Origin of the sequence: Streptomyces sp. NPDC058239 (genome assembly GCF_042882185.1) — a bacterium.
GTDB lineage: Bacteria > Actinomycetota > Actinomycetes > Streptomycetales > Streptomycetaceae > Streptomyces.
In genome coordinates this window covers 409,243-434,480 of the sequence record NZ_JBHVWS010000003.1, presented here as the reverse complement: position 1 = coordinate 434,480, position 25,238 = coordinate 409,243, and the positions used below count along the sequence as shown (strand labels likewise).

Genomic DNA, 25,238 nt, shown 5'->3' with positions numbered 1-25,238 from the left:
CCCGCCCCGCCGGGCGCGCTCACCGCATCCGGTGACCGGTCAGAACGGGAACTGCGAACGGCCGTGCTGCACCGAGATCCACTTCTGGGTGGTGAAGGCCTCGATCATCGACTCGCCGTTCAGCCGGCCGAGGCCGGAGCTCTTCTCGCCGCCGAACGGGACGATGGGCTCGTCGTGGACCGTGCCGTCGTTGATGTGGATCATGCCGGTGTGGATGCGCTGCCCGATCCGTACGCCGCGCTCGATGTTGCCGGTGTGCACCGCGCCGCTCAGACCGTACGGGGTGTCGTTGGCGATCCGGACCGCCTCGTCCTCACCGTCGAACGGTACGAGGAGCGCGACCGGCCCGAAGATCTCCTGGGACAGGACGGGGGAATCCGCGGCCAGACCGGTCAGCACGGACGGGCTCACCAGATTGCCGTCGGCACTGCCGTGCAGCAGCGCCGTCGCGCCGGCCTCGACGGTCTGGTCGACGAGCGATGAAATGGCCTCGGCCTGCGAGGAGTTGATCAGCGGGCCGATCCGGGTCTCCGGGTCGGCCGGGTCCCCCACCCGCAGCGAAGCGACCTTGGCGACGAACTTCTCGGTGAATTCCTTCTCCACCGCCCGGTCGACCAGGATCCGGTTCGCGGCCATGCAGACCTGGCCCTGGTGCACGTACCGGCTGAAGACGGCCGCGTCCACGGCGTAGTCCAGATCGGCGTCGTCGAGGACGATGAGCGCACTGTTGCCGCCGAGTTCGAGCACGGCGCGCTTGAGGTTCGCCGCGCAGACCGTGGCGACGTGCCGCCCCACCTTGTCCGAACCGGTGAAGGAGATGACCTGCGGAATGGGGTGCTCCAGCAGTGCGTCACCGATCTCCGCGATGTCGGTGACCACGACGTTCAGGAGCCCGGCCGGCAGCCCCGCCTCCTCGAACACCTTCGCCACCAGTGTGCCGCCGCACACCGGGGTGTTCTGGTGCGGCTTGAGCACCACGGCGTTGCCGAGCGCCAGGGCGGGGGCGACCGACTTCAGCGACAGCAGGAACGGGAAGTTGAAGGGGCTGATGACACCCACGACACCGACGGGCACCCGGTAGACGCGGTTCTCCTTGCCCTCGGTCGGCGAGGGCAGTATCTGCCCCGAGGGCCGCAGCGCGAGCTGGATCGACTCCCGCAGGAACTCCTTGGCGAGATGCAGCTCGAAGGCCGCCTTCAGCCGGGTGCCGCCCAGTTCCGCGACGATCGCGTCGCTGATCTCGGGCTCGCGCTCCTCGACGACGCGCAGCGCCCGCTCCAGCACCAGCCGGCGGGCGTACGGATTGGTGTCGCCCCACGCCCGCTGGGCGGCCTCGGCGGACCGGTACGCCTGGTCCACTTCGTCGGCCGTGGCGACCGTGATCGAGGCGAGCTTCTCCCCGTTGTACGGATTGAAGTCGATGATGTCCCAGGACCCCTTGCCCGGCCTCCACTCGCCGTCGATGTACTGATGGGCCAGGTCAGTGAAGAAGGACATGAGATCCCTTACCGCAGAGAGGCGGGCAGCTGATTGCGCTTCATATTACTTACATCTCAATGCGGTTGGAGCTGTTCATCACGGTATTCGAGCGCCGAAATCGGACCTCCCTGAGCCCCGCGAGGACACCCGAAGACGCCGTTGCCCCTCACGGCACGAACGGCCGTGAGGGGCAACGGTGTTGCGGGACTTCGGAATCAACTCCAGCTGGCGTGCAGCGGCTTGCCCTCGGCGTAACCGGCGGCGCTCTGCACCCCGACGACCGCCTTCTCGGCGAACTCCTCCAGGGAGGCCGCACCGGCGTAGGTGCAGGAGGAGCGGACGCCCGCGATGATCGAGTCGATCAGGTCCTCGACGCCGGGCCGGGCCGGGTCGAGGAACATCCGCGAGGTGGAGATGCCCTCCTCGAAGAGCGCCTTGCGGGCCCGGTCGTACGCCGACTCGTCCGACGTACGGTTCTTCACGGCGCGCGCGGACGCCATGCCGAAGGACTCCTTGTAGAAGCGGCCGTCGGCGGACTGCTGGAGGTCGCCCGGCGACTCGTACGTACCGGCGAACCAGGAGCCGATCATCACGTTGGACGCGCCCGCGGCGAGCGCCATGGCGACATCGCGCGGGTGACGGACGCCGCCGTCCGCCCAGACGTGCTTGCCGTACTTCTTCGCCTCGGCGGCACACTCCAGGACGGCGGAGAACTGCGGCCGGCCCACACCGGTCATCATCCGGGTGGTGCACATGGCGCCGGGGCCGACACCGACCTTGATGATGTCCGCGCCGGCCTCGATGAGGTCGCGCACACCCTCGGCGGCGACGATGTTGCCCGCGACGATCGGCACCTGCGGGTCGAGCGCCCGGACGGCCCTGACCGCGCTGATCATGGACTCCTGGTGGCCGTGGGCGGTATCGACGACGAGCGTGTCGACGCCCGCGTCGAGGAGCTGCTTGGCCTTGCCGGCCACATCGCCGTTGATCCCGACGGCGGCGGCGATCCGCAGCTTGCCGGCCGCGTCGGTGGCGGGGGTGTACAGAGTGGCGCGCAGTGCGGCCTTACGGGTGAGGATGCCGACGAGCCGGCCGTCCGCGTCGACCGCGGGGGCGAGCTTGCGGTGGGCGCCGTCGAGCTTGTTGAACGCGTCGCGCGGGTCGATGTCCGCGTCGAGCAGCACCAGATCCCTGGACATGACCTCGGAGAGCTGGGTGAAGCGGTCGACACCGGTCAGGTCGTGGTCGGTGACGACCCCGAGGGGCCGCTGCTCCTCGTCGACGACGACACCCGCGCCGTGTGCGCGTTTCGGCAGCAGTGACAGGGCGTCGGCAACCGTCTGGCCCGGGGCCAGCACGATCGGCGTGTCGAGCACGAGGTGGCGCGTTTTCACCCAGGAGACGACATCGGTGACGACGTCGATCGGGATGTCCTGAGGGATGACGACGAGCCCGCCGCGGCGGGCGATAGTTTCGGCCATCCGGCGGCCCGCGATAGCCGTCATGTTCGCGACGACGAGCGGGATGGTGGTGCCGCTGCCGTCCGGCGAGGAGAGGTCGACACCCTGGCGGGAACCGACCGCCGAACGGCCCGGAACCATGAAGACATCGTCGTAGGTGAGGTCGTACGGGACCGAGGGGGAGTCTGTGTAGCGACCAGTGCCGGGCTCAAGAAAACGCATAACGCTCATTTTTTCATACGAAACGGAGCAGGTCGCTTCCAGGAAGACACAGCAAATCGCCCCCGCGTTCATACGTTCCTCCAAAGGAACGGAGCGGGAGTCCCGGGCAAGTGGAACCCGCCTTGCCCACGGACCCTACCCGTACGGCATCCGAATCATTCGCGATCATCTTCCCTGGACCTGGTGACAAGGGGTCGGGTAGCTTCAAACCCGCAGGTCCCGTGGGTCACGACTACGCCCCGGAGGAACAGGCTGACGGTCACAACTTCCGTCACACGTACGACCGGAGAGGATCACGACCCACCCGTGGAGAGCGAACTGCCGGACATCTACTGCCCGTTCCCCCAGCGGACGAATCCGCACGTCGGGCACACCCGGGTCCACCTCGACAGCTGGATCCGCAACACCGGTCTGGTACACCGTGATTCAGCCAGGGAGCGCTTCGAGCAAGCGGACTTCGGAGCGTTCGTCGGCATGGTGTACCCGACCGCCGACAGCAAGAATCTCGACCTCGTCGCCGACTGGTTCGTATGGCTGTTTCTCGTCGACGACCAGCTCGACGACGGCCGGCTCGGCCACAGCCCCGACCGGGTGCGGGACGTGGTCGCGGTGATGCGGTCCGTGATCGAGGGCACCGGTACGGGCACCCTGCCGGACGAGGACCTTCCCGCCGCCGTGGTCGCCCTGGTCGATCTGTGGGAACGGACGACGCCGACCGCGGCCGCGCACTGGCGCACCCGGTTCGGCTGGCACCTCACCACGTATCTCACGACGGCCACCACCTGGGAGGCCGGGAACCGGGCCGCAGGGGTGGTGCCGTCCGAGGAGACGTACATCGCCAAGCGTCGCCACACCGGCGCGATACATGTCTGCATGGACCTGATAGAGATCGTGGCCGGGATCGAGGCTCCCGAGTCGATCCACAACGATTCCCGGTTCATCGCCGCGCTGGAAGCGTCGTGCAATGTCGTGTGCTGGGCCAACGACGTGTACTCGTACGAGAAGGAGCAGGTGCTCGGCGAGATCCACAATCTCGTCCATCTGGTCCGGCACCACCGCGGTTACGGCAAGCAGCAGGCGCTCGAACACGTCTGCGCGGAGATCGCCACGGAGACGGAGCGGTTCCTCGCCGCCGAGGCCGAACTGCTTGCCGCGTACCCGCAGCTGTCCTGGATGCTCGCACCGTACCTGGACGGGATGCGGAGCTGGATGCGCGGCAACCTGGACTGGTCCCGGCAGACCCCCCGCTACAACCCGGCCGATGTGAGCCAGTACGAGGAGCCGGAAGAGTACCTGGAGGCAACGGTCCTGGGCATGGCCCAGGACTGAACCACCGGACTCGTCGGTCAAGGCCCACTCAACCGCCGGGCGGCAGGATCAAGCCCGTCCGGCGGTTGAGGACACAGCGGCCACCGGGGCCCCGGCAACAATCACCGCGGCCACCGCTGCCCGCCCCCGGAACGCGCTCAGACCCCGTCCGGATCCGCCCGCTCCAGCGCCGGCCGCCGCGGCGCCGCCGACTCGGTCAGCAGATAGTCGGCCGCTGCCGTATCCGTCACCAGGCTGGTGACGAGCCCGGACCGCAGCACCGCCCCGATCGCCGCAGCCTTCCGCTGGCCGCCCGCGATCGCCACCACCTCGGGGATCCGGCGCAGCCGGTCGGCCTCGACCGTGATGCATCGCTCCCCCAGGTCCCGGCCGACCCGCCGCCCCTCCGTGTCGAAGAGGTGCGCGGACATCTCGGCGGCGACGCCGAGCGAAGCGTAGTGCGCCCGCTCCTCGTCCGTGAGCATGTCGTGGACGGTGGAGATGCCCGGCTCCCAGGAGCCGATGGACACCGCGGCGACCGTCACCTTGTCGAAGTACTCGAAGGCTCGGGCGATACCGGTCTGGTGGCGCAGCGCGGCGGCCGTGGCCGGGTCGGGCAGCAGCATCGGCGCGTAGATCGGGTGGGCCTCACCGCCGGCCACCTGGGCGGCCCGCCGGACCGCCTCGACCGAGCCGCGCTCGGCCGTCCCCGCGTCGTACACCCCGGTGAGCTGCACGACCGTGCACGGCGGCAGCCGGTCGAGCGCCGCCGCCATGTGGATGGTGGACCGGCCCCAGGCCAGGCCGAGCACATCGCCCTCGTTCACCAGCTCTCCGAGGAGATCCGCCGCGACCTCACCCAGGTTCTCCGGGTCCGGTGCGTCGTCCTGCTCCTCCGCGGGAGATTCGACGACGACCGCGTGACGCAGCCCGTAGCGGGCCCTGAGCGCGTCGGAGCGCTCGGCGTCCAGCTCGGCGGGGACGCGGATCTCGATCCGTACGAGGTCGCGCTCAAGAGCCGTCTCCAGGACCCGGGCCACCTTGAAGCGGCTGACTCCGAACTCCTCGGCGATCTGGATCTTCGACTTTCCTTCGAGGTAGAAGCGGCGGGCCATGGCCGCCGCCTGCACCAGCTCCGCGGGCCCCATCCGCAGGGCGGACCGTCCCGCCGACATTGCAGACACCGCGATCTCCTCACTGCTGTTCACACTCTCGATACGCCGTTCATCCTGTCAGATCCGGCGATCCTTGATCGGTCCCGTCGGACCACGTTCATCTGCCCTTGGCCGGGCCGACCTGCAATCGGGGGCCGAAGCTGGTTCCGGCCTCAGTGGCGGCACGCCCAGGCCGCCGAGGCGGTGGCCGCTTCCGCCTTGGCGCGCAGGGCGCGCACCGCTTCGGCCGGGTCCTCGGCCCCGTACACCGCCGAACCCGCGACGAAAACATCCGCACCGGCCTCGGCGCACCGCTCGATGGTGGAATCGGAGACGCCGCCGTCGATCTGGAGCCACAGTTCGAGGCCGTGCTTGGAGATCAGCTCACGGGTGCGGCGGATCTTCGGCAGCATGATGTCCAGGAAGGCCTGGCCGCCGAAGCCCGGCTCCACCGTCATGATCAGCAGCATGTCGAGTTCGGGGAGCAGGTCCTCGTACGGCTCGATGGGCGTCGCGGGCTTGAGCGCCATGGAGGCGCGGGCACCCTTGGCCCGGATCTCCCGCGCCAGCCGTACGGGGGCTGCCGCGGCCTCCACGTGGAAAGTGACGGAACCGGCGCCCGCCTCGACGTACTGCGGCGCCCAGCGGTCCGGGTCCTCGATCATCAGATGGCAGTCCAGCGGAGTGTCCGTGGCCCGGCTGAGCGATTCCACGATCGGCACGCCGAGGGTCAGATTGGGCACAAAGTGGTTGTCCATCACATCGACATGGAGCCAGTCGGCACCTTCGACTGCCTTCGCCTCCTCGGCGAGACGGGCGAAGTCGGCGGACAGAATGCTGGGGTTGATCTGAGCCATGTGCCAAGCCTGCCATGTTCCGCGCCACTTCCCCGCCCTGGTGCGGGCCAAAGCCTCACGGGATCATTACAGTTCGCGGAATCCAGGCCTCCCGGCCGTGCGATACGGGCGTTTCAGCCCGCGTCGGGCCCTTCGGGGGCGGTACAGGGCCCTCAGGCGGTGGGCGTACTGCCGACGGGCGGCGGAGGGCCTTCTGCCGACGGGCCGGCACCGAATCCGGCGGGCGGCCGGTCCCGGCGGCGGCCAGTACCCGTGCCCGGTCGTACATGCCGCCGGGCCCCGGCCGCCCCCGCCGGCCTCGCGCGGCCGCGGCCTGCCTCAGGCGGTCCGGCGCAGCAGTGCCAGGTACATCGCGTCGGTGCCGTGCAGATGCGGCCACAACTGGACGTCGGGACCGTCGCCCAGCGCGGGCACTCCCGGCATCAGCGGGCGGGCATCGACCCACTCCGCGTCGACCGGCTGGCCGCCGCGCCCCTTGAGCACGTCCTCGACGACGACCCGGGTCTCCGCGAGATGCGGTGAGCAGGTCGCGTAACCCACGATGCCGCCGACCCGCACCGCCTTCAATGCCTCACGCAGCAGACCGCGTTGCAGCGGTGCGAAGCTCTCCAGGTCCTCCGGGCGACGCCGCCAGCGCGCCTCCGGGCGGCGACGCAGCGCGCCGAGGCCCGAGCACGGGACGTCCATCAGGATCCGGTCGAAGGTGCCGGGCTGCCACGGCGGGCGGGTTCCGTCGGCGGTGATCACCTGGTACGGGCCGGGGTTGCCGGCCAGCGCGCGCTCCACGAGGCGGGCCCGGTGCGGCTGCTTCTCGGCGGCGAGCAGGGCGGCACCGCGTCCGGCGGCGAGTGCGCCGAGCAGGGCGGCCTTGCCGCCGGGCCCCGCGCAGCCGTCGAGCCACCGGGTGTCGCTGCCCTCCAGCGGTGCGTTGGCGAGGGCAGCGGCCACCAGTTGGCTGCCCTCGTCCTGGACCCCGGCCCGGCCCTCCTGCACGGCGGTCAGCGCGCCGGGCTCGCCGCCCTCCGCCATCCGTACGGCATAGGGCGACCAGCGGCCGGGCAGGCCGTTCTCGTCACCGAGGGCGGTGAGCAGTTCGTCGGTGGTGGAGCGGCCGGGGCGGGCGACCAGGGTGACCTCGGGCCGTTCGTTGTCCGCTTCGAGGAGGTCCTCGATCCCGGCACGGCCGCCGCCCAGTGCGTCCCAGAGCGCGGACACGACCCAGCGCGGATGCGAGTGCACGACCGCGAGGTGGTCCTCGGCGTCCTCGTCGTACGACGGGGCGACGCGCGCCACCCAGCCGTCGAGGTCGTCCGCGGAGACCTTCCGAAGCACGGCGTTGACGAACTTGGCCCGCCCTTCGCCGAGCACCACACGGGCCAGCTCCACGCTGGCGGAGACCGCCGCGTGGGTGGGGATACGGGTGCCGAGCAGCTGGTGCACGCCCATGTTGAGCACATCGAGGACCGGCGGGTCGACCTCGCGCAGCGGCCGGTCGATGCAGGCCGCGACGATCGCGTCGTACGTCCCCTGGCGGCGCAGCGTCCCGTAGACCAGTTCGGTCGCCAGGGCCGCGTCCCTGTTGTCGAAGTCTCCCTTGGCGCGGGCCTTCTTCAGCAGCGGAGGAAGGACGAGGTTGGCGTACGCATCGCGTTCGTCGACGGCCCTGAGCGCTTCGAAGGCGAGGAACCGGACGGGGTCCTTCTTGGGGCGGCGATGCGGCTTGGCGGGACGGCGACGCTGCTGGTCGTTCACGTGAAAGGTGCTCCGCTGATGGTGAGAGTGCGAACCCTCCCAGCGTACGTCGCCGCCCCGGCCCGGGAATCCGCCAGCTCCTGTCGTCAACCGTCGTCGCCCGAAGGGCGGCCGTGCGGCGTCCGGTGCGTGCGATCGCGAGGCGTCAAGGAGTCCTCGTAGCGGAGCCACCAGGGCTTTTCGGCAACGCTGCGAGCGTGCGTGCCAGGCGTCGCACGGCAGACGGCAGTTCGACGGCAGGACCTAGATCCCCAGCAGCTCGCCGTGGACGATCCTCACCCCGCGGGCCCAGTCCGCGGCCCGCATCGGCTTCTTGCCCTGCGGCTGGACCCAGAGCAGCTCGACGGCGTGCGAACCGGTGCCCACGTACACATTGTTCTTGGCCGCCGACAGCTCGCCGGGCGCCAGATCGGCACGGTCCAGCACGGGCACCGCCTGGATCACCTTCAGCCGCTCCCCGCGGAACAGCGTCCACGCCCCGGGAGCGGGAGTGCAGCCGCGCACCACCCGGTCGACCCGCAGGGCGGGGGCGGACCACTGCACCTGGGCGTCCTCGACCGTGATCTTCGGTGCCAGGGTGATGCCCTCGGCGGGCTGCGGCACGGCGTGCAGTGTGCCGTCCTCGATGCCGTCCATGGTCGCGGCGAGCAGCCCCGCACCCGCGAACGCCAGCCGGGTGAGCAGGTCACCGCTGGTGTCGGTGGGCCGTACCTCTTCGGTGAGGACGCCGTAGACCGGGCCGGAGTCGAGCCCCTCCTCGATCAGGAAGGTCGATGCACCGGTCACCTCGTCCCCGGCCATGATCGCGTGCTGTACGGGGGCCGCGCCGCGCCAGGCGGGCAGCAGCGAGAAGTGCAGGTTGACCCAGCCGCGGGCGGGCACGTCGAGCGTGGTCTTGGGCAGCAGCGCTCCGTAGGCGACGACCGGACAGCAGTCCGGGCCGATCTCCCGCAGCCGCGCCAGGAAGTCCTCGTCGCGCGGCCGGGCGGGCTTGAGCACCTCGATCCCGGCCTCCTCGGCGCGCTCGGCGACGGGGCTGGCGACCAGGCGGCGGCCTCGCCCGGCGGGGGCGTCGGGCCGGGTGACGACGGCGGCCACCTCGTGCCGGTCGGAGGCGATCAGGGCGTCCAGGGCGGGTACGGCTACCTCGGGGGTGCCTGCGAAGACGAGCTTCATGGGTGGCTGACTGCCTCTCGGGCCGAAACGTACGGTGACGAGCAACGCACAAGTCTATGGGCCGGGCGACCGGGGGGCGTACGCATGACTGCGCGCCCCTCGGATGTGCACACGCGCCCCTGCACCGTGACCAGATCCCCGGCTGACGCGTTGGTCAAGAGAGATTGACCGAAGCGAGCCGCCACGGTGCGGCCCGATCCCTTTCAATGCCGGTTCGAGAGGCTTCTTCATGGCCGACCACGCAACCCACGACGCCCAAGCGCGGGCCAGCCTGCATCTGTTGGTGCGGGACATCGAGCGGGTCCGGCGGCAGGTGGACGCGCTGCGCACGCTCACCGCCCAACTGGGCAACGTCTACCGTCCGCGCCGCTCCGGCCCGTCCACGGGCTTCGTCGTCTACGGCAGGGCCCCGGCCCCCACCGTCAGGCTGGCCCAGGAGCTGCGGGACAGTGTCGAGACCCTGGTCACCGCGGCAGTGGACTTCGACCGCTCGCTGGGCTTCTCCTGGGACGCGGTGGGCTCCGCGCTCGGGGTCACCAAGCAGGCGGTGCACCGCCGCTACGGCGCCCGCCGCAACGCCCGGCAGCCGGGAACGGCCGATGCCACCGCGGAGACCGCGGTGCCGCGCCCCCTGCCCATCGCGCCCGGCTCCGCCGATGCGCCCGCGCTGCCCGCCGTACCCGCCGCACGCTCCATGCCCCCGCAGCCGTCGGTGGACCGCCCGTCCCTGCGCGAGGACGTGCGCCCGGGCATCTTCCCCGGCCCACGCAACGGCTGACCGCCCCACCCCACTCCCTGCCCCGCCGCGCCCGATGCACGGCGGGGCAGCCGCATCTCCTCGTCCGGCCCCACCCACCGAGCCGTCACCCGATGTCCGGCGGATCCACCCTGATCCGGACCTGCGCACCGCCTCCCCGGGACATCCGCGCCGCCTGCGCCGCCTTCAGCGCGGCCGCAAGCGCCGCCCCGCTCCCTGGCGGCACCCTGAGCAGCGCCCTCTCCCAGGACTCCCCCGGCGGTGCGTCCCAGGGCCTGCGGGGCCTGCCCGGCTCGGCGCCCGGCACCGGGACCGGGCCGAGCACCTCGGCCTCCGGCGGCAGTTCGGCGGCCGTGAGAAACGCGGCGAGCGCCTCCCGCGAGCCGGTCACCGAGGCCATCCTGGACACCGGGGGGAAGCCGAGCTCGGCCCGCTCCGCCAGCTCACGGCGGGCGTGTCCGACCGGGTCCCAGCGCACCAGGGCCTGCACGGGCCGCAGCGTCGGCTCGGCGACGATCACCACCGTGCCGCCCTCCGGCTGCCCCCTCACCAGTGAGGCCGCGGCCGTCCAGCGGCGCAGTGCCTCCTCGCCGGCCCTCAGATCGGGGCGCCCGACCATGGCCCAGCCGTCGAGCAGCAGCGCGGCCGCGTAGCCGCCCTCGGCAACGGGCTCGGCGCCGGGGGTGCTGACCACCAGCGCGGGCGCATCGGGCACGGAGTCGAGGATGTGGTCGCGCCCGGACGTGCGCACCGGCACGGCGGGGAACGCCCGGCCGAGCTCCTCGGCGGTGCGGCGGGCGCCGACGATCTGGGCCCGCAGCCGATTGGAGCCACAGGCGACGCAGTGCCAGGCGGTCTCGGCCCGCCCGCACCAGGCGCAGTCGAGATCCCGCTGGTCCGGTGCCTGAAGCGGTCCGGCACAGTGCCGGCACCGGGCGGGTTCACGGCAGCGCTCGCAGGCCAGCCGCGGTGCGTATCCGCGGCGCGGCACCTGGACCAGGACGGGGCCGCTGCGCAGCCCGTCCCGTACTGTCTGCCAGGCCAGGCTGGGCAGCCGGGCCGCCCTCGCGGCCCCGTCCCGCGCCAGCTCCCCGTCGCCGACCGTACGCACCAGGGGCGCCGCGATGCGCAGCTGCTCCCGGTCCGCGCGCAGCGGCAGCGCCCAGCCGCTCTCCACCAGCTGGGCGGCCTCCACGGTGCAGTTCGTGCCACCGAGCAGGAATGCGCACCGGCCGTGCGCGGCCCGCAGTTCGAGCACCTCGCGGACGTGCGGGAAGGGGGCATTGTCGTCGCTGTGGCTGGAGTCCCCGTCGTCCCAGACGGCGACCAGGCCCAGATCGGCGACGGGCGCGAACATCGCGGCCCTCGTCCCGACGACCGCCCGCACCGAGCCGCGCCGAACGGCGAGCCACTCCCGGTACCGCTTCTCCGGTCCGGAGTCGGCGGTCAGCAGCGCGTGACGGCCCTCGCCGAGCAGCTCGGTGAGCGCGGCATCCACCCGCCCCGCGGTCCGGCCGTCCGGCACGACGACCAGCGCGCCGCGCCCGGAGGCGAGCGTCGCGGCCATGGCCCTGGCGATCTCCTGCGGCCAGTGCGGACCGGGCAGGGCGGTCCATACGGCCCTGGGCGCACCGCCCTCGGCCAGCGCCCGCAGGAACGCGGGCCCCTGGGCGTACCGCTCCCAGCTCCCGGCCGACGGCGCGGGCGGCGGTGGCAGGGGCTCCGGCGAGGGCTTGGACTCGGCCCGTCCGTTCCTGGGCGGCACGGCGAGCTGCAGCACATCGGCGAGGCTGCCCGCGTAACGGTCGGCGACGGCCCGCGAGAGGGCCAGCAGCTCCGGTCCCAGCACCGGTTCGGGCGATACGACATAGGCGAGCGCGGCCAGGGCTCCCGTGTAGTCCGATTCGGCGAGCCGCTCGACGAGGAACCCGTCGATCAGGCCGCCCCCTTCGCGCCGCCCGCCGCGGACATTGCGCCCCCCGGCCCCGAATCGCACCCGCACCCGCACTCCGGGCTGTGCGTCGGCGTCGAGCTCCTCGGGCACGGCGTAGTCGAAGTACTGGTCGAGATGGAGCACGCCCTTGTTGACCAGCACCCGGGCGACGGGCAGCTCCTTGGCGAGCGCGGCGCCGCGCCAGGTCCGTGGCTTGGCCCGCGGCACGTTGGCCTTCCGTACCGTCTCCCGAATGAGCGCAAGCTGCTCCGGGGCCCCGCTCGCGGGGTCCTCGGAACGCTCGTTGTCGCTGCTCACAGCCAAATTCCTACCAGACACCACTGACACCGGCCCCGGCGAGAGCAGACCGGCGGCCGCACGCACCGGGGCCCGGACACCGCGTGCGGCGTCCGGGCCCCGGCGTACAGACTGCGGGCGGCAGGCTTACAGCCCGGCCGCCGTGCGCAGCGCGTCCACGCGGTCCGTGCGCTCCCAGGTGAAGTCGGGAAGCTCACGGCCGAAGTGGCCGTACGCCGCGGTCTGGGCGTAGATCGGGCGGAGCAGGTCGAGGTCGCGGATGATCGCGGCCGGGCGGAGGTCGAAGACCTCGCCGATGGCGTGCTCGATCTTCTCGGTCTCGACCGCGGCAGTGCCGAACGTCTCGACGAACAGACCGACGGGCTCGGCCTTGCCGATCGCGTATGCGACCTGCACCTCGCAACGGGCGGCAAGGCCCGCGGCGACGACGTTCTTGGCGACCCAGCGCATGGCGTACGCGGCCGAGCGGTCGACCTTCGACGGGTCCTTGCCCGAGAAGGCGCCACCGCCGTGGCGGGCCATGCCGCCGTAGGTGTCGATGATGATCTTGCGACCGGTCAGGCCGGCGTCGCCCATCGGGCCGCCGATCTCGAAGCGCCCGGTCGGGTTGACCAGCAGTCGGTAGCCGTCGGTGTCCAGCTTGATGCCGTCCTCGATCAGCTGCGCGAGCACGTGCTCGACGACGAACTCGCGAATGTCGGGCGCGAGCAGCGAGTCGAGGTCGATGTCGCTGGCGTGCTGCGAGGAGACGACGACCGTGTCGAGACGGACGGCCTTGTCGCCGTCGTACTCGATGGTGACCTGCGTCTTGCCGTCCGGGCGCAGGTACGGGATGGTCCCGTTCTTGCGGACCTCGGAGAGCCGGCGCGAGAGCCGGTGCGCGAGGTAGATCGGGAGCGGCATGAGCTCGGGCGTCTCGTCGCAGGCGTACCCGAACATCAGGCCCTGGTCGCCGGCGCCCTGCTTGTCGAGGTCGTCCCCTTCTTCACCTGCGGCGGAACCCTCGACCCGCTTCTCGTACGCGGTGTCGACGCCCTGCGCGATGTCGGGCGACTGCGCACCGATGGACACCGAGACGCCACAGGAGGCGCCGTCGAAGCCCTTCTTGGAGGAGTCGTAGCCGATCTCGAGGATCTTGTTGCGTACGAGGGTCGGAATGTCGGCGTAGGCCTTGGTCGTGACCTCACCCGCAACATGCACCAGACCGGTGGTGATCAAGGTCTCGACGGCGACGCGGGACCGGGGGTCCTCACGGAGCAGCGCGTCGAGGATGGTGTCGCTGATCTGGTCAGCGATCTTGTCGGGGTGACCCTCGGTGACAGACTCCGAGGTGAAGAGACGGCGGGACACATCGCTCCCTGGGGTTGCAGCGGCTGCTGGCTGATCATTTGGCGGACGGCCGGGAGCTGCGCCCGGCACGGTCCGGGGGTCAGTTTATCCGTCGATGCCGCTCAGCGGACAACGTGTCTCGCCCTTTGGGAGTTCTGTGACCTGCAGCACGGCCCGTCACTGTACAAAAATCGCCTTCCGAAAAAGCCATTTGCGCCCATATTTCAGGGGTTTTGGCTTGTGCGATGGCGTGAAACGAGAATTTCATCCGAGCCGCGACGACACGAGATCCCAGACCGTGTCGGCGAGCGCCTCCTTGGGACCGAACGGCACCGGGGTCTCACCGCCGTCGGCTGCGAGGACCACCGCTTCGTTCTCCTCGGAGCCGAATGTCCTGCGCTCCCCCACCTCATTGACGACGAGGAGATCGCAGCCCTTGCGGCGGAGCTTCTCGCGGCCGTTGGCGAGGACATCGTCGGTCTCGGCGGCGAAGCCGACGACGATCTGATCCGGCCTGGCGCGTTCACCGGCGACCTCGGCGAGGATGTCGGGATTGCGGACGAGCTTGATGGGCGCGGGCTCCTGGCCGTCCTTCTTCTTGATCTTCCCGGTCGCGTACTCGGCGGGGCGGAAGTCGGCGACCGCCGCCGCCATCACGACCACATCGGCGTCCGCGGCGGCTTTCAGCACGGCTTCGCGCAGTTGTATGGCGGTCCCTGCGTGCAGGACGTCGGCGCCGGCCGGGTCCGGCAGACCGGTATTGGCCTCGATGAGCGTGACCCGGGCGCCGCGGGCGACCGCGGTACGGGCCAGCGCGTAGCCCTGCTTGCCGGAGGAACGGTTGCCGAGGTAGCGCACCGGATCGAGCGGCTCTCGCGTTCCGCCTGCGCTGATCACGACGTGCCGGCCGGCCAGGTCGGCTTCGACGGGCCCGCGGGCCAGCACCCGGCGACAGACCTCGAAGATCTCCCCGGGGTCGGGCAGCCGGCCCTTGCCGGTGTCGACGCCGGTCAGCCGGCCGACGGCGGGCTCGATGACGACGGCGCCGCGGCGGCGCAGCGTGGCGACGTTCTCCTGGGTGGCGGGGTGCTCCCACATCTCGGTGTGCATGGCGGGCGCGAGGACGACGGGACAGCGGGCGGTCAGGAGTGTGTTGGTGAGCAGGTCGTCGGCGAGACCGTGGGCGGCCTTGGCGAGCATGTCGGCGGTGGCCGGGGCGACGACGACCAGGTCGGCTCCCTGCCCGATCCTGACGTGCGGCACCTCGTGGACGTCGTTCCAGACCTCCGTCGACACCGGGTGGCCCGAGAGCGCCGACCAGGTGGCCGCCCCCACGAAGTGCAGCGCCGACTCGGTCGGGACGACCCTCACGTCATGACCGGACTCGGTCAGCCGGCGCAGCAGCTCGCACGCCTTGTACGCGGCGATGCCTCCGCTGACCCCAAGAACGACCTTCGGCTTGTCCACTGCGTCTCCCCGCACTCGGATACGAACACCCCCATGCTGCCTCACCGCACCCGGTCCGATGCTGTCGCCCCGGACACACCACAGGCCCGGCAGCCGTGGCCGCCGGGCCTGTGGTGAAGGTGCAAATCCCTGCTTACTGCGCGGGGCCCTCGATGGCCTCGGAGGTGAGCAGGCCCGCGTTGATCTCGCGGAGCGCGATCGAGAGCGGCTTCTCGTGCACGTGGGTGTCGACGAGCGGACCGACGTACTCCAGGAGACCCTCGCCGAGCTGCGAGTAGTACGCGTTGATCTGACGCGCGCGCTTGGCGGCGTAGATCACGAGGCTGTACTTCGAGTCGGTGGCCTCAAGGAGCTCATCAATCGGCGGGTTGATGATGCCCTCGGGCGTGGTGATGGAAGAGGACACTCTCTGCCTTCCGAAGGGGGTAAAGATCAAAGAAATCTTTGATAGTGCGGAGTTCCGTGCTGCCGCGCGTGTCGACTGCGTCAGTCGCTGTCGGCACGGTGGCCGGAAGCCTCCAGCATCAAGGCTAGCAGCTCACGTGCCACGTCCTCGACGGAGGTGTTGACCAGCGTCGTATCGAACTCGGACTCGGCAGCCAGTTCGATCCTGGCGGCGGAGAGCCGGCGCTCGATCACCTCGGCGGATTCGGTCCCGCGGCCGGTGAGCCGGCGCACCAGCTCCTCCCAGCTCGGCGGGGCCAGGAAGACGAGCTGGGCGTCCGGCATCGACTGCCGGACCAGCCGGGCGCCCTGGAGATCGATCTCCAGCAGCACCGGCTCGCCCGCCTCCAGACGGTCGAGCACGGCACGGCGCGGCGTGCCGTACCGGTTGCCTGCGAACTCGGCCCACTCCAGCAGCTCGCCATTGGCGATCAGCTTGTCGAACTCGTCGTTGTCCACGAAAAAGTAGTGGACGCCGTTGCGCTCGCCGGGGCGCGGCTTGCGGGTCGTCGCCGACACCGAGAGCCAGACCTCGGGGTGGACCTTGCGCATATGAGCGACGACCGTGCTCTTGCCGACCCCGGAGGGGCCGGAGAGCACGGTCAGCCGCGGACGTACGTCCGGGGGTACGGGGGACGTCCCCCGGGATGTTGCAACCATGGAGCGATTATCCCCGTTCTCAGGGGTGCCTGAGAACGTCAGGCGGCAGAGCCGCCGAACTCTCGCTCCAGGGAAGCAATCTGGTTGGAGCCGAGACCCCGGACCCGGCGGCTCTCGGAGATCCCGAGCCGTTCCATGATCTGCTTGGCGCGGACCTTGCCCACGCCGGGCAGGGACTCGAGAAGGGCGGAGACCTTCATCTTGCCGATGACGTCGTTCTCCTGGCCCTGCTTGATGACCTCGTGGAGGGAGGCGCCGGAGTGCTTGAGTCGATTCTTGACCTCGGCCCGCTCCCGGCGAGCCGCGGCGGCCTTTTCGAGCGCGGCTGCGCGCTGTTCAGGGGTAAGGGGCGGAAGAGCCACGCCTACGTCACCTCGGATGTCGATCTGTCGGATACGGACCGGTGAGGAAGCTGGACGCTCCACACCAGGTGAGCGACGGACAACTTGTGTACGTCGGCTCTCGACGGAGACTAGCGGCCAAGACCGCTCGAGTCAGCGAGAACCAACGAAAAGTCCTGGTCAGCCTCAGCCGACCAGGACATTTCAGGCATAACAACCGAGTTTTTTGGTCAGGATTCAGTCAACACGCTGTTACGTGGCATGTTCACCTACCTGCGACGGCCGCCCGGACCTCGTCCGTGAGCCGTTCGGCGGCTGCGCGCAGCCCTGCCACGTCCGGTCCCTGGCTCAGTACGCCGCGGCTCACACTGGGCACCACATTGCCCACCGCGTCGCCGAAGACACCGGGCAGATCCGCGGGCGTCGCACCCTGGGCCCCGATCCCGGGAGCGAGCAGGGGGCCGTTGATGGCGAGATTCACGCCCGCGTCCCCGAGCGTGGCACCGACCACCGCGCCGACGGAGCCGAGCGGGGTGGCCCCCTCGTTCTCGGCGGCCATGTGGTCGAGCATCAGCTGCGCCAGCGAACGGCCGTCGGCGGCGGTGGCGCGCTGAACCTCCGCCCCCTCCGGGTTGGAGGTGAGGGCGAGCACGAAGACGCCCGCGCCGGAGAGGACGGCCGCGTCGAGCGCCGGGCGCAGCGAGCCGAAGCCGAGGTACGGCGAGACGGTGACCGCGTCCGAGAACAGCGGCGAGTCCTTGTCCAGATAGGTCGCCGCGTAGGCACCCATGGTGGAGCCGATGTCGCCGCGCTTGGCGTCCATCAGGACGAGTGCACCGGCCGCCCGCGCCTCCTCGACGGCCTTCTCCAGGACCGCGATGCCGCGCGAGCCGAAGCGCTCGAAGAACGCGGACTGCGGCTTCAGGACGGCGACCCGGTCCGCCAGTGCCTCGACGACCGTACGCGTGAAGTGCTCCAGACCTGCGACGTCGTCGTTCAGGCCCCAGGCGGTGAGGAGCGAGGCGTGCGGGTCGATGCCGACGCAGAGCGGTCCGCGGGTGTCCATGGCGCGGCGCAGGCGTGCGCCGAACGGTTCCGGGATCATGCGGTGGCCTTCCTGGTTTCTGCGCCGACGGCTTCGGCGAGGGTGGCGTACGGGGAGGCGGCCAGGCGCGCGGCCAGGCCCTTGTGGATCGCCCGGGCGTAGAACGGGCCCTCGTAGATGAAGGCGCTGTAGCCCTGGACGAGCGTGGCGCCGGCGAGAATGCGCTGCCAGGCGTCCTCGGCGTTCTCGATGCCCCCGACACCGACCAGGGTGATCCGGTCGCCCACCCGCGCGTACAGGCGGCTCAGGACCTCCAGCGAGCGTGCCTTGAGAGGCGCACCGGACAGCCCGCCGGTCTCCTTGACCAGGGACGGCGAGGACTTCAGGCCGAGGCCGTCCCGGGCGATGGTGGTGTTGGTGGCGATGATGCCGTCCAGACCCAGCTCGACCGCGAGATCGGCGACCGCGTCGACGTCCTCGTCCGCGAGGTCCGGAGCGATCTTTACGAGCAGGGGGACCCGCCGGTCGGTGACGGTCCGTTCGGCTGCCTCACGCACGGCGCTGAGCAGGGGCCGGAGCGCCTCGGTGGCCTGGAGGTTGCGCAGGCCGGGGGTGTTGGGCGAGGAGACGTTCACGACGAGGTAGTCGGCGTGGCGGGCAAGCCGTTCGGTGGACTTCACGTAGTCGCCGACGGCTTCGGCCTCCGGCACGACCTTGGTCTTGCCGATATTGACGCCGACCGTGGTCCGGAAGACCGGCTTGCGGGTGGCCAGGCGCTCGGCCACGGCCGCGGAGCCCTCGTTGTTGAAGCCCATGCGGTTGATCAGCGCGCGGTCCGCCACGAGGCGGAAGAGACGCTTCTTGGGGTTGCCGGGCTGCGGCTCGCCGGTGACCGTACCGATCTCGATGTGGTCGAAGCCGAGCATCGACATGCCGTCGATCGCGACGGCGTTCTTGTCGAAGCCCGCGGCGAGGCCGAAGGGGCCGTGCATGCGCAGGCCGAGGGCCTGGGTGCGCAGCTCCTTGTAGCGGGGGGCGAGCGCGGCGGCGACGAAGGTGCGCAGCACGGGGATGCGGGCGGCGAGGCGGATCCACCGGAACGCCAGGTGGTGCGCCTGCTCCGGGTCCATCCGCTTGAAGACCAGCTGGAAGAAGAATTTGTACATCGGGTGTCCTCGGTGTCCTCACAGAGAGGGGGACACCGTTTCCGGTGTCCCCCTGCTGGGCCTGCTAGTCGCGCGCCGCGGTCAGATGTTCCGCGTGTTCCTGGAGGGAACGTACGCCGACGTCTCCGTGGTTGAGCGCGTCGATGCCCTGGACGGCGGCGGCGAGTGCCTGGACCGTCGTGAGGCACGGCACGGACCGGGCGACGGCCGCGGTACGGATCTCGTAGCCGTCGAGGCGGCCGCCCGTTCCGTACGGCGTGTTGACGATCAGGTCGACCTCGCCGTCGTGGATGAGCTGGACGATGGTCCTCTCGCCCTGCGGTCCGACGCCCTCGGACTGCTTGCGCACGACCGTGGCGTGGATGCCGTTGCGCTTGAGCACCTCGGCGGTGCCGGAGGTGGCCAGCAGCTCGAAGCCGTGGGCGACGAGCTCGCGCGCCGGGAAGATCATCGAGCGCTTGTCGCGGTTGGCGACGGAGATGAACGCGCGGCCCTTGGTGGGCAGCGGGCCGTACGCGCCGGCCTGAGACTTGGCGTACGCCGTGCCGAAGACCGAGTCGATGCCCATGACCTCACCGGTGGAGCGCATCTCCGGGCCGAGGACGGTGTCGACACCGCGGCCGTGGATGTCGCGGAACCGCGACCACGGCATGACGGCCTCCTTGACGGAGATCGGCGCGTCGAGCGGCAGGGTGCCGCCGTCGCCGTTCCTCGGCAGCAGCCCCTCCTCGCGCAGCTCGGCGATGGTCGCGCCCAGCGAGATGCGGGCGGCGGCCTTGGCGAGCGGCACCGCGGTCGCCTTCGAGGTGAAGGGGACGGTGCGCGAGGCGCGCGGGTTGGCCTCCAGGACGTACAGGATGTCGCCGGAGAGCGCAAACTGGATGTTGATCAGTCCGCGTACGCCGACGCCCTTGGCAATGCCCTCGGTGGAGGTGCGCAGCCGCTTGATGTCGTAGCCGCCGAGGGTGATCGGGGGCAGCGCGCAGGCGGAGTCGCCGGAGTGGATACCGGCCTCCTCGATGTGCTCCATGACGCCGCCGAGGTAGAGCTCGGTGCCGTCGTAGAGCGCGTCGACGTCGATCTCGATGGCGTCGTCGAGGAAGCGGTCGACCAGGACCGGCCGGGTGGGGCTGATCTCGGTGGACTCGGCGATGTACGAGGAGAGCCGCGTCTCGTCGTACACGATCTCCATGCCCCGGCCGCCGAGCACGTAACTGGGGCGTACGAGGACGGGGTAGCCGATCTCGTCGGCGATGGCCTTGGCCTCGTCGAACGTGGTGGCGGTGCCGTGCTTCGGGGCAGGGAGTCCGGCTTCGGCCAGGACGCGCCCGAAGGCCCCGCGGTCCTCGGCGGCGTGGATGGCCTCCGGGGACGTACCGACGACCGGCACGCCGTTGTCCTTGAGCGCCTGCGACAGACCCAGCGGGGTCTGGCCGCCGAGCTGGACGATGACACCGGCGACCGGGCCCGCGAGGGACTCGGCGTGCACGATCTCCAGCACGTCCTCGAGCGTCAGCGGCTCGAAGTACAGGCGGTCGGAGGTGTCGTAGTCGGTGGAGACGGTCTCCGGGTTGCAGTTGACCATCACGGTCTCGTAGCCCGCGTCGCTCAGGGCGAAGGAGGCGTGGACGCAGGAGTAGTCGAACTCGATGCCCTGGCCGATGCGGTTGGGGCCGGAGCCGAGGATGATCACCGCCGGCTTGGTGCGGGACGCGACCTCGCTCTCCTCGTCGTAACTGGAGTAGAAGTACGGCGTCTTCGCGGCGAACTCGGCGGCGCAGGTGTCGACCGTCTTGTAGACCGGACGGATTCCCAGGGCGTGCCGCACCTCGCGCACGACGTCCTCGCGCAGGCTGCGGATGTCGGCGATCTGGGCATCGGAGAAGCCGTGGCGCTTGGCCTCTGCCAGCAGCTCGGGGCCGAGCTCGTCCGCGGCGGCCAGCTCGTCGGCGATCTCCTTGATCAGGAAGAGCTGGTCGACGAACCAGGGGTCGATCTTCGTGGCGTCGAAAACTTCTTCCTGGGTGGCGCCGGCCCGGATCGCCTGCATGACGGTGTTGATACGGCCGTCGGTCGGCCGGACCGCCTCGGCGAGCAGCTCGGCCTTGTCGCCGGTCTCGCCGATGAAGGTGAACTGCGAGCCCTTCTTCTCCAGGGAGCGCAGCGCCTTCTGCAGCGCCTCGGTGAAGTTGCGGCCGATCGCCATGGCCTCGCCCACCGACTTCATGGTGGTGGTGAGGGTGGAGTCGGCGGAGGGGAACTTCTCGAAGGCGAACCGCGGGGCCTTGACGACGACATAGTCGAGGGTCGGCTCGAAGGAGGCCGGGGTCTTCTCGGTGATGTCGTTGGGGATCTCGTCGAGCGTGTAGCCGACGGCCAGCTTGGCGGCGATCTTGGCGATCGGGAAGCCGGTGGCCTTCGACGCCAGCGCCGACGAGCGGGAGACGCGCGGGTTCATCTCGATCACGATGACGCGGCCGTCGACCGGGTCGATGGCGAACTGGATGTTGCAGCCGCCGGTGTCGACGCCGACCTCGCGGATGATCGCGATGCCGATGTCGCGCAGCCGCTGGTACTCGCGGTCGGTGAGCGTCATCGCCGGGGCGACGGTGATCGAGTCACCCGTGTGGACGCCCATCGGGTCGAAGTTCTCGATGGAGCAGACGACCACGACGTTGTCGTTCTTGTCGCGCATCAGCTCCAGCTCGTACTCCTTCCAGCCGAGGATGGACTCCTCCAGGAGCACCTCGGTGGTCGGGGAGAGCGTGAGGCCCTGACCGGCGATCCGGCGCAGCTCCTCCTCGTCGTGGGCGAAGCCGGAGCCGGCTCCGCCCATGGTGAAGGAGGGGCGGACGACGACGGGGTAGCCGCCGAGCGTCTCGACGCCCCCCAGGACGTCTTCCATCGAGTGGCAGATGACCGAGCGGGCGGACTCGCCATAGCCGATCTTGGCCTTGACGGCCTCGACGACGCCCTTGAAGAGGTCGCGGTCCTCGCCCTTGTTGATGGCCTCGACGTTGGCGCCGATGAGCTCGACGCCGTACTTCTCCAGGACACCGTTCTCGTGCATGGAGATCGCGGTGTTGAGCGCGGTCTGGCCGCCCAGGGTGGGGAGCAGCGCGTCGGGGCGCTCCTTGGCGATGATCTTCTCGACGAACTCGGGGGTGATCGGCTCGACGTACGTGGCGTCGGCGATCTCCGGGTCGGTCATGATCGTCGCCGGGTTGGAGTTGACCAGGATGACGCGCAGGCCCTCGGCCTTGAGGACGCGGCAGGCCTGGGTGCCGGAGTAGTCGAACTCGGCGGCCTGTCCGATGACGATCGGGCCGGAGCCGATGACCAGGACGGACTGGATATCGGAGCGCTTAGGCACGCTGGCCCTCCATCAGGGATACGAAACGGTCGAAGAGGTACGCGGCGTCGTGCGGGCCCGCGGCTGCTTCGGGGTGGTACTGGACGCTGAAGGCCGGCTGGTCGAGGAGCTGCAGCCCCTCGACGACCTGGTCGTTCAGGCAGACGTGGGAGACCTCGGCGCGGCCGAACTCCGTGTCGGACACCTTGTCCAGCGGGGCGTCGACGGCGAAGCCGTGGTTGTGCGCGGTGACCTCGACCTTGCCGGTCGTGCGGTCCTGCACCGGCTGGTTGATGCCGCGGTGGCCGTACTTCAGCTTGTAGGTGCCGAAGCCGAGGGCGCGGCCCAGGATCTGGTTGCCGAAGCAGATGCCGAAGAGCGGTGTCTTCCGCTCCAGGACGCCCTGCATGACGGAGACCGGGTGGTCGGCGGTGGCCGGGTCGCCGGGGCCGTTGGAGAAGAAGACTCCGTCGGGCTGGACCGCGTACACCTCGTCGAGGGTGGCGGTGGCGGGCAGGACGTGCACCTCGATGCCGCGCTCGGCCATGCGGTGCGGGGTCATGCCCTTGATGCCGAGGTCGATCGCGGCGACGGTGAACTTCTTGGTGCCGATCGCGGGGACGACATACGTCTCCTTGGTCGCGACCTCGGCGGAGAGGTCGGCGCCCACCATCTCGGGGGCTTCCTTGACGCGGGCCAGCAGTGTGGCCTCGTCGGTGACGGCGTCACCGGAGAAGATGCCGACGCGCATGGCGCCGCGCTCGCGCAGGTGGCGGGTGAGGGCGCGGGTGTCGATGCCGCTGATGCCGACGACGCCCTGGCGCTCCAGCTCCTCGTCGAGCGAGCGCTGCGAACGCCAGTTGGAGGGCACCCGGGCGGGGTCGCGGACGACGTATCCGGCGACCCAGATCCGCTGCGACTCGGGGTCCTCGTCGTTCACACCGGTGTTGCCGACGTGCGGGGCGGTCATCACGACGACCTGGCGGTGGTACGAGGGGTCGGTCAGCGTCTCCTGGTAGCCGGTCATGCCGGTGGAGAACACCGCCTCGCCGAAGGTCTCCCCCACGGCCCCGTAGGCGCGGCCGCGGAAGGCGCGGCCGTCCTCCAGGACGAGTACGGCGGGAGCTTTGGCGGCTCCCCGGGTGGAGATCGTCATCGTGCGGTGCCTTCCGTAGTGCTGGTGAGTTGTTCGATGGCCTCGACCCAGGCCGGGTGCTCGGCCGAGCGGTCGGAGCGGAAACCGGAGTCGATCAGCTTGTCGCCGTGCGCCCAGGTGATGATCAGCAGGCCGCCCTCGGGGAGGACCTTGCCCGCGATGCCCTTGTCGAGCCGGGCCTCACGCAGTGCGGCGGCCGGGACGAAGAAGTCGGCTGCCCCGGGTCGTACGACGTCGAGGCCCTGGTCGGTCAGGGTGAGCTCGACGCGGCTGCGGGTGCCGAGGCCGTGGGCGACGATCCGGTCGAGCCACTGCCCGGCGGTCGTCGAGGCGTGGTACCTGCCGGACAGCGTCAGCAGCTTCTCGCCGTCCGCGAACCCCTCCGGGGTGGAGCTGAGTTCCGGCAGATCGGACTGGAGGCTCCCCCGCCACTTCCATCCCTGGCGCATCAGCCAGTAGACGAAGGCGATGAGGACGATCAGTCCGATGACCCAGCTGATGCGAGCGGACCAGTCGGTCACTTCGGCCGACTTCTGCTCGGCGGCGAGCTGGAGGTAAAGGGGGGTGAGTGATGTCACGCGAGCTTCCCGTCGACGACCGTGGCACGGCCCCGCAGGAAGGTGTGGGTGACTCGGCCCGGCAGCTCGCGACCCTCGTAGGGAGTGTTGCGGCTGCGGGAGGCGAAGCCCGCGGGGTCCACCACACCACGGTATGCCGGATCGACCAGCGTGAGGTTGGCGGGCTCACCGGCCGAGACGGGCCGGCCGTGTCCGTCGAGACGGCCGATGGCGGCCGGACGGAACGACATCCGGTCGGCGACGCCCGCCCAGTCGATGAGGCCGGTGTCGACCATCGTCTGCTGGACGACCGAGAGCGCGGTCTCCAGGCCCACCATGCCCATGGCGGCCGCGGCCCACTCGCAGTCCTTGTCCTCGTGCGGGTGCGGGGCGTGGTCGGTGGCGACGCAGTCGATGGTGCCGTCGGCGAGCGCCTCGCGCAGGGCCATGACGTCGGCCTCGGTGCGCAGCGGCGGGTTCACCTTGTAGACCGGGTTGTAGGACCGTACGAGCTCGTCGGTGAGGAGCAGGTGGTGCGGGGTGACCTCGGCGGTGACGTTCCAGCCCTTGGACTTGGCCCAGCGGACGATCTCGACGGAGCCGGCGGTCGACAGGTGGCAGATGTGCACCCGGGAGCCGACGTGGGCGGCGAGCAGTACGTCGCGGGCGATGATCGACTCCTCGGCGACGGCGGGCCAGCCGCCGAGACCGAGTTCCGCGGAGACGATGCCCTCGTTCATCTGGGCACCCTCGGTGAGGCGGGGCTCCTGGGCGTGCTGGGCGACGACGCCGTCGAAGGCCTTCACGTACTCCAGCGCGCGGCGCATGATCACCGCGTCGTCGACGCACTTGCCGTCGTCGGAGAAGACTTTCACTCCGGCGGCCGAATCGTGCATGGCGCCGAGCTCGGCGAGCTTCTTGCCCTCCAGACCGACGGTGACGGCGCCGATCGGCTGCACGTCGCAGTAGCCGGACTCCTTGCCGAGCCGCCAGACCTGCTCGACGACACCGGCGGTGTCGGCGACCGGGAAGGTGTTGGCCATGGCATGCACGGCGGTGAAGCCACCGACGGCCGCCGCCTTCGTCCCGGTGAGGACGGTCTCGGAGTCCTCGCGGCCGGGCTCGCGCAGGTGGGTGTGGAGGTCGACCAGGCCGGGCAGCAGGATCTGGCCCTCGGCCTCGACGACGGTCGCGTCGCCGGCCTCGATGCCGGTACCGACTGCGGCGATGGTTTCGCCGTCGATCAGGACGTCCTGGGATTCGCCGCCGAGGACCTTCGCGCCGCGGATAAGGATCTTGCTCATG

General features: G+C 70.5%; 20 protein-coding genes. 2 read left to right on the top strand and 18 right to left on the bottom strand.

The window, feature by feature from the left end; genetic code table 11:
- Nucleotides 1–39 precede the first annotated feature (39 nt).
- The gene (locus tag ACFVYE_RS06995; protein WP_383975323.1) at nt 40–1,497 is read right to left on the bottom strand and encodes an aldehyde dehydrogenase family protein; all 1,458 of its coding nucleotides are present in this window, start codon (nt 1,495–1,497) and stop codon (nt 40–42) included.
- A gap of 197 nt (nt 1,498–1,694) precedes the next feature.
- A complete protein-coding gene (locus ACFVYE_RS06990) occupies nt 1,695–3,161 on the bottom strand; it encodes a GuaB1 family IMP dehydrogenase-related protein (protein WP_327276304.1) in 1,467 nt (488 codons plus the stop codon).
- Between the two features lie 306 nt (nt 3,162–3,467).
- On the opposite strand from ACFVYE_RS06990, the gene ACFVYE_RS06985 reads away from it, so the two are divergent.
- Nucleotides 3,468–4,490: a terpene cyclase gene (locus ACFVYE_RS06985; RefSeq protein WP_383975320.1), complete on the top strand. Its 1,023-nt coding sequence runs from the start codon at nt 3,468–3,470 to the stop codon at nt 4,488–4,490.
- 137 nt (nt 4,491–4,627) lie between these two features.
- Here the strand turns inward: ACFVYE_RS06985 and ACFVYE_RS06980 are convergent, their stop codons facing one another.
- From ACFVYE_RS06980 to fmt, 4 genes are all read right to left on the bottom strand, one after another.
- A complete protein-coding gene (locus ACFVYE_RS06980; protein WP_383975331.1) occupies nt 4,628–5,644 on the bottom strand; it encodes a sugar-binding transcriptional regulator in 1,017 nt (338 codons plus the stop codon).
- A gap of 152 nt (nt 5,645–5,796) precedes the next feature.
- Nucleotides 5,797–6,480 (bottom strand): ribulose-phosphate 3-epimerase, encoded by a 684-nt coding sequence (gene rpe / locus ACFVYE_RS06975; RefSeq protein WP_382300900.1) that lies wholly within the window; start codon nt 6,478–6,480, stop codon nt 5,797–5,799.
- Between the two features lie 318 nt (nt 6,481–6,798).
- Nucleotides 6,799–8,232 (bottom strand): RsmB/NOP family class I SAM-dependent RNA methyltransferase, encoded by a 1,434-nt coding sequence (locus tag ACFVYE_RS06970; protein ID WP_383975316.1) that lies wholly within the window; start codon nt 8,230–8,232, stop codon nt 6,799–6,801.
- A 243-nt stretch (nt 8,233–8,475) separates the two neighbouring features.
- Entirely contained in the window at nt 8,476–9,408 is a 933-nt protein-coding gene (gene fmt / locus ACFVYE_RS06965) for a methionyl-tRNA formyltransferase (protein ID WP_383975313.1), read from the bottom strand.
- Nucleotides 9,409–9,637: 229 nt separating this feature from the next.
- On the opposite strand from fmt, the gene ACFVYE_RS06960 reads away from it, so the two are divergent.
- Complete coding sequence (locus ACFVYE_RS06960; protein ID WP_389604419.1) at nt 9,638–10,186, top strand: hypothetical protein; 549 nt, start codon at nt 9,638–9,640, stop codon at nt 10,184–10,186.
- Nucleotides 10,187–10,271: 85 nt separating this feature from the next.
- Here ACFVYE_RS06960 and ACFVYE_RS06955 read toward each other — a convergent pair whose 3' ends face one another.
- From ACFVYE_RS06955 to ACFVYE_RS06900, 12 genes are all read right to left on the bottom strand, one after another.
- Complete coding sequence (locus ACFVYE_RS06955) at nt 10,272–12,416, bottom strand: primosomal protein N' (protein WP_389604417.1); 2,145 nt, start codon at nt 12,414–12,416, stop codon at nt 10,272–10,274.
- 126 nt (nt 12,417–12,542) lie between these two features.
- Nucleotides 12,543–13,766, bottom strand: coding sequence for a methionine adenosyltransferase (gene metK, locus ACFVYE_RS06950; protein ID WP_114243484.1), 1,224 nt, complete (start codon nt 13,764–13,766; stop codon nt 12,543–12,545).
- Between the two features lie 243 nt (nt 13,767–14,009).
- Complete coding sequence (gene coaBC / locus ACFVYE_RS06945; RefSeq protein ID WP_383972234.1) at nt 14,010–15,212, bottom strand: bifunctional phosphopantothenoylcysteine decarboxylase/phosphopantothenate--cysteine ligase CoaBC; 1,203 nt, start codon at nt 15,210–15,212, stop codon at nt 14,010–14,012.
- Nucleotides 15,213–15,345: 133 nt separating this feature from the next.
- Complete coding sequence (gene rpoZ / locus ACFVYE_RS06940; protein ID WP_003970369.1) at nt 15,346–15,618, bottom strand: DNA-directed RNA polymerase subunit omega; 273 nt, start codon at nt 15,616–15,618, stop codon at nt 15,346–15,348.
- An 80-nt stretch (nt 15,619–15,698) separates the two neighbouring features.
- Nucleotides 15,699–16,316: a guanylate kinase gene (gene gmk / locus ACFVYE_RS06935; RefSeq protein ID WP_383972237.1), complete on the bottom strand. Its 618-nt coding sequence runs from the start codon at nt 16,314–16,316 to the stop codon at nt 15,699–15,701.
- Nucleotides 16,317–16,354: 38 nt separating this feature from the next.
- A complete protein-coding gene (locus ACFVYE_RS06930) occupies nt 16,355–16,678 on the bottom strand; it encodes an integration host factor (RefSeq protein ID WP_014157387.1) in 324 nt (107 codons plus the stop codon).
- A gap of 244 nt (nt 16,679–16,922) precedes the next feature.
- Complete coding sequence (gene pyrF / locus ACFVYE_RS06925; protein ID WP_383972240.1) at nt 16,923–17,762, bottom strand: orotidine-5'-phosphate decarboxylase; 840 nt, start codon at nt 17,760–17,762, stop codon at nt 16,923–16,925.
- Nucleotides 17,759–18,868 carry a quinone-dependent dihydroorotate dehydrogenase gene (locus ACFVYE_RS06920; RefSeq protein ID WP_383972242.1) on the bottom strand — a complete coding sequence of 370 codons (1,110 nt, stop codon included), beginning with the start codon at nt 18,866–18,868 and terminating at the stop codon, nt 17,759–17,761. Before ACFVYE_RS06920 ends, pyrF begins: the two co-directional genes overlap by 4 nt.
- 64 nt (nt 18,869–18,932) lie before the next feature.
- Complete coding sequence (carB, locus tag ACFVYE_RS06915; protein WP_383972245.1) at nt 18,933–22,241, bottom strand: carbamoyl-phosphate synthase large subunit; 3,309 nt, start codon at nt 22,239–22,241, stop codon at nt 18,933–18,935.
- Nucleotides 22,234–23,376 (bottom strand): glutamine-hydrolyzing carbamoyl-phosphate synthase small subunit, encoded by a 1,143-nt coding sequence (gene carA, locus ACFVYE_RS06910; protein ID WP_383972248.1) that lies wholly within the window; start codon nt 23,374–23,376, stop codon nt 22,234–22,236. The genes carB and carA overlap by 8 nt, the downstream gene beginning before the upstream one ends.
- Complete coding sequence (locus tag ACFVYE_RS06905) at nt 23,373–23,954, bottom strand: hypothetical protein (protein ID WP_383972250.1); 582 nt, start codon at nt 23,952–23,954, stop codon at nt 23,373–23,375. Before ACFVYE_RS06905 ends, carA begins: the two co-directional genes overlap by 4 nt.
- Complete coding sequence (locus tag ACFVYE_RS06900) at nt 23,951–25,237, bottom strand: dihydroorotase (RefSeq protein WP_266363167.1); 1,287 nt, start codon at nt 25,235–25,237, stop codon at nt 23,951–23,953. Before ACFVYE_RS06900 ends, ACFVYE_RS06905 begins: the two co-directional genes overlap by 4 nt.
- Nucleotide 25,238: the final 1 nt, after the last annotated feature.